2 protein-coding genes and 3 pseudogenes are annotated in these 4200 nt (G+C 59.4%); 1 reads left to right on the top strand and 4 read right to left on the bottom strand.

Annotation, left to right across the window (positions count from 1 at the left end; all coding sequences use genetic code 11):
* The 4 genes and pseudogenes from DQ405_RS27895 to aspA form a co-directional block, all read right to left on the bottom strand.
* Window positions 1–156 (bottom strand): annotated as a pseudogene (locus DQ405_RS27895) (ABC transporter permease); the annotation flags it as partial.
* A gap of 27 nt (window positions 157–183) precedes the next feature.
* Window positions 184–1174, bottom strand: a pseudogene (locus tag DQ405_RS24950) (ABC transporter substrate-binding protein).
* Window positions 1175–1213: 39 nt separating this feature from the next.
* Window positions 1214–2050, bottom strand: a complete 837-nt coding sequence (locus DQ405_RS24945; protein ID WP_044483643.1) for an ABC transporter ATP-binding protein — start codon at window positions 2048–2050, stop codon at window positions 1214–1216.
* Between the two features lie 409 nt (window positions 2051–2459).
* A pseudogene (gene aspA / locus DQ405_RS24940) lies at window positions 2460–3886 on the bottom strand (aspartate ammonia-lyase).
* 181 nt (window positions 3887–4067) lie between these two features.
* Between aspA and DQ405_RS24935 the strand changes: the two are divergent.
* Window positions 4068–4200: LysR family transcriptional regulator (locus DQ405_RS24935; protein ID WP_168426400.1), on the top strand; the 133-nt coding region annotated here is incomplete at its 3' end.

Below are 4200 nucleotides of genomic sequence, written 5' to 3'. Positions count from 1 at the left end.
ACTGTGCCACATCACCAGGCTTTCCTGGGCCACGCGGCTGAGTTTGGGCATGACGAATTCGGGCATGCCGAGCAGCCCGGGGCCCCATTGCCAGAGCGCCAGGAATAGGATCAGCAGCGCAACGCTACCGAGCACGGAGGAGTTCAAGTTTTTCATCGTATGCGTACCTTGTTGTCCGGTGCGTTATTGCGCGGCGACCGGGCTGTCGACGAATTGGTTGGTGAACAGCTCATCCAGCGGGGTTTCCCGGGGCACGATGCCTTCGCTCACGTAGAACTGGCGGACTTTGTCCAGGCGCTCGGGGTCGATGTGCCCCAGTACGCGCTGGTTGGCGTAGACGTGCTCGACATAGAGCTTGAAGATCTTCTCCAGCGAGTCTTCCTTGCCGGCGTAGGTCGGGACCGCCTTGGCAAAGGTGACGGCGGCGGCACGTGGGTCCTGGATAATGTCTTGCATGCCTTGGAGGGTGGCCTGCACCACACCGCGCACCACCTGGGGATGGTTTTTGATGGCGTCATCCGAGGCGAGGATGGCCTGGGCCATGCTTTCGAAAATCTGCTCCTGGGGAATCAGCTTGATCTGCGCGCCGGCTTCTTCGGCGGTGACCATCCAATCCGGCACGCCGGCCATGGCCTGGGCCTTGTTGGCCGTGAACAACTGCCAGACCCCGGCAGGGCCAGCGGCCTGGATGTTCACGTCATTCTTGCCAAGGCCGGCCTTGCGCAGCGAAGCGAGCAGCGCGTAGTAGGTGGTGTCGGAGTACGACATCACGTCATGGTCTTGCCCTTGAGGTCGCTGATGTTATTGATGTTGTCCTTGGAATGGGTGGCGATCATGGTCACACCACCCGCACCCAGCACCGCCACGGCGCGCACGGGAATTCCGTTACCGCGTACCATGATCGGCGTGTCGCCGATTGCACCGCCGAGCAGCGCATTGCCGGCGCCGATCTGCTTGGCCACGTCGACGCACCTTTGGCGGCAATGAATGTGAGGTTCAAGTCCTGGGCCGCGTAATAGCCTTTTTCCTTGGCGATGATCCACGGTGCAAAGGCTGGCAAGTTAGGCGGAGCCGGCAGCAGGTAGGTAACGTCGGTTGGCTGCGCCTGGGCCGCGCAGGTCAGGCCGAGGCCAAGGCTGAGCGCGCAAAAACGTTGGAACAGAGACTTGAGCATGGGAACTCCTGAATCGGTTGGGGGCCGCAAGTGCGGCAATCAGTGCAGTTCGGTGTCGGCGCCGACGTGCAGCAGCTCCATCAGGCGACCGACCAGCGGGCCGATCTCCGGTAGCTTGCGGCGCTCCAGCGGGTTGTCGCGAAACGGCAGGTCGATGCTGATTTCTTCGATGATGGTGCCGGGGCGGGCGCTCATGACCAGCAACCGGTCGGACATGGCGATGCCCTCGATCAGGTCATGGGTGATGAACAGCGCGGTCTTCTTTTCATCGAACAGCATCCGCGCCATGTCCTGCTGCAGGATCATCTTGGTCTGGGCGTCGAGGGCGGAAAACGGCTCGTCGAGGAACAACACCTGAGGGTCGATGGCCAGGGTGCGTGCCAGGGCAGCGCGTTGGCGCATACCGCCGGAGAGTTGGAAGGGGTAGTGATCGGCGAAGCCGTTGAGGTGGCAACGATCGAGCAAGTCCAGGGCTACCTTCTGCCGGGTCGCGCTGGGCACGCCTTGAATCTCCAGGCCCAATTCGACATTGCGGCGAATGCTGCGCCACGGCATCAGCAAATCTTTTTGCAGCATGAACGCGACTTGCGGCACGGGCCCGGTCACCGGTTCGCCGCCCACGAAGACTTCACCTTCGCTGGGGCGATACAGGCCAGAACCCATATTGAGAATGGTGCTCTTGCCACAGCCGGACGGACCGATGATCGACACGACCTCGCCGCGACGGATCTTGAAGTTCACATCGCGAATGGCAAATGGCGCTTCGGTTTTACCTTTGGCTGGGAAACATTTACCGACATTACGGAATTCAATTTCAGTCGGCTCCAGCTCTTCCTTAAGTGCGGGCGTATTCCATTGGGGCGTCACGGCGTACATCTCTTTCACAGCCATCAGGAAGGTACTCTGGTCTGTTTTATAGGTGATACGCCGTTTAGTGCATGAACAATGCCAGTGAGTTAATTCCTACAAATTTTTGTTGAATTTCTTTTTAAATTAATTGGTTGCGAGACTAAGGTTAATTATTGAGCGTTTCATATGTGAAACCATTGTTTTTATATGGCACGAAACTGCACACCGTTTGTGCACGCAATGGGAACTTGCAATGAATCAATGCTTTTTCAAGTAACGCCGCAGACGTGATGTTTTATGGGTGAAACGCATTAACAGCGCTTTATATAAGGAGAGGAATTACGGGCAAAAAAARGSYMKGAMGAACAGAGCCTTCAGGCCCTCAAAAGGTGAGAGGTGTCTAGTCCCTCAACCTGGTGAGCGGTGCAACAAACGCTTAGGCCTTCAGCGGGACCAAACGTGGGGCAATCATGTTTTCCGGGCGCAGGATGTCGTCGAGCATGGCGTCGTCGAGCAAGCCTTCTTCACGCACCAGTTCCAGCACGCCGCGCCCGCTTTCCAGAGCGATACGCGCAATGCGGGTGGCGTTTTCATAGCCGATGTACGGGTTCAGCGCGGTGACCAGGCCGATGGAGTGTTCCACCAGTTCGCGGCAGCGCGCTTCGTTGGCGGTGATGCCGACGATGCAGTGCTCGCGCAGCATGTCCATGGCGCGTTGCAGCAGGCGGATCGAGTCGAAGATCTTGAAGGCGATCAGCGGCTCCATCACGTTCAACTGCAGTTGGCCGCCTTCGGCTGCCATGGTCAGGGCCAGGTCGTTGCCGATGACCTGGAACGCTACCTGGTTGACCGCTTCCGGGATTACCGGGTTGACCTTGCCGGGCATGATCGAGCTGCCTGGCTGGCGAGCCGGCAGGTTGATCTCGTTGATGCCGGTGCGTGGGCCGCTGGACAGCAGGCGCAGGTCGTTGCAGATCTTCGACAGCTTCACGGCAGTACGCTTGAGCATGCCGGAGAACAGTACAAAGGCGCCCATGTCGGAGGTGGCTTCGATCAAGTCGGCCGCCGGTACCAGCGGCTGGCCGCTGATGGTGGCCAGGCGTTGTACGGCCAGGGCCTGGTAGCGTGGGTCGGCGTTGATGCCGGTACCGATGGCGGTGCCGCCCAGGTTCACTTCGGTCAGCAGCTCCGGTGCCAGGGTTTTCAGGCGGGCCAGGTCTTCACCCAAAGTAGTGGCGAAGGCGCGGAATTCCTGGCCGAGGGTCATCGGCACGGCGTCTTGCAACTGGGTGCGGCCCATTTTCAGCACATGGCTGAACTCGGCGCCTTTGGCGGCGAACGCCCTGGATCGAGGCTGTCGAGGCTGGCCAGCAGCGCGTCATGGCCCAACAGCAGACCCAGGCGGATCGCGGTCGGGTAGGCGTCGTTGGTCGACTGCGCCATGTTCACGTCGTTGTTGGGGTGCAGGTACTGGTATTCGCCTTTCTGGTGACCCATGGCCTCCAGCGCGATGTTGGCGATGACTTCGTTGGCATTCATGTTGGTTGAAGTGCCGGCGCCGCCTTGAATCATGTCCACCACGAACTCTTCGTGGAAATCGCCGCGGATCAGACGCGCACAGGCTTCGCTGATGGCAGCGTGCTTGGCTTCGCTGAGCTGGCCCAACTCGCGGTTGGCGTCAGCGGCCGCTTGCTTGACCATTGCCAGACCGACCACCAATTTCGGGTAATGCGAAATCGGAACGCCCGAGAGGCGGAAGTTATTCACCGCTCGCAGGGTCTGGATGCCGTAATACGCTTGAGCCGGTACTTCGAGTACGCCAAGCAGGTCTTTTTCGGTACGGAATGATGCAGCAGAGGACATGACGGAAATCATCTCAATATGGACCCGGAACTGGCCGGAACGCTGCGAATGCTAGGCTTGTAGAACTTTTTGGGCCAATGCTGTTAAACACTGGCCTATGCACAAACGGCATAATGTGGATGTGACCCGGTTATCTTGGCGGGCGTGTGTGCCAAAATGGTGCATTCCGTGGGAGGCAGTGATGAACCTTGAGAGCAAGTGGTTGGAAGACTTCAGCGCCCTGGCGGCGACGCGTAGTTTTTCCCAGGCGGCTGAGCGGCGCTTTGTCACCCAGCCGGCGTTCAGTCGGCGTATCCGCAGCCTGGAAGCCGCGT

The sequence above is a fragment of the Pseudomonas sp. SST3 genome, from assembly GCF_003325755.1.
This window is presented reverse-complemented; position numbering and strand designations above follow the sequence as displayed.

Bases quoted from the DNA above. Each gene is read 5' to 3' on its own strand.
- DQ405_RS24945 (WP_044483643.1), bottom strand. From the start codon at position 2,050: ATGTACGCCGTGACGCCCCAATGGAATACGCCCGCACTTAAGGAAGAG.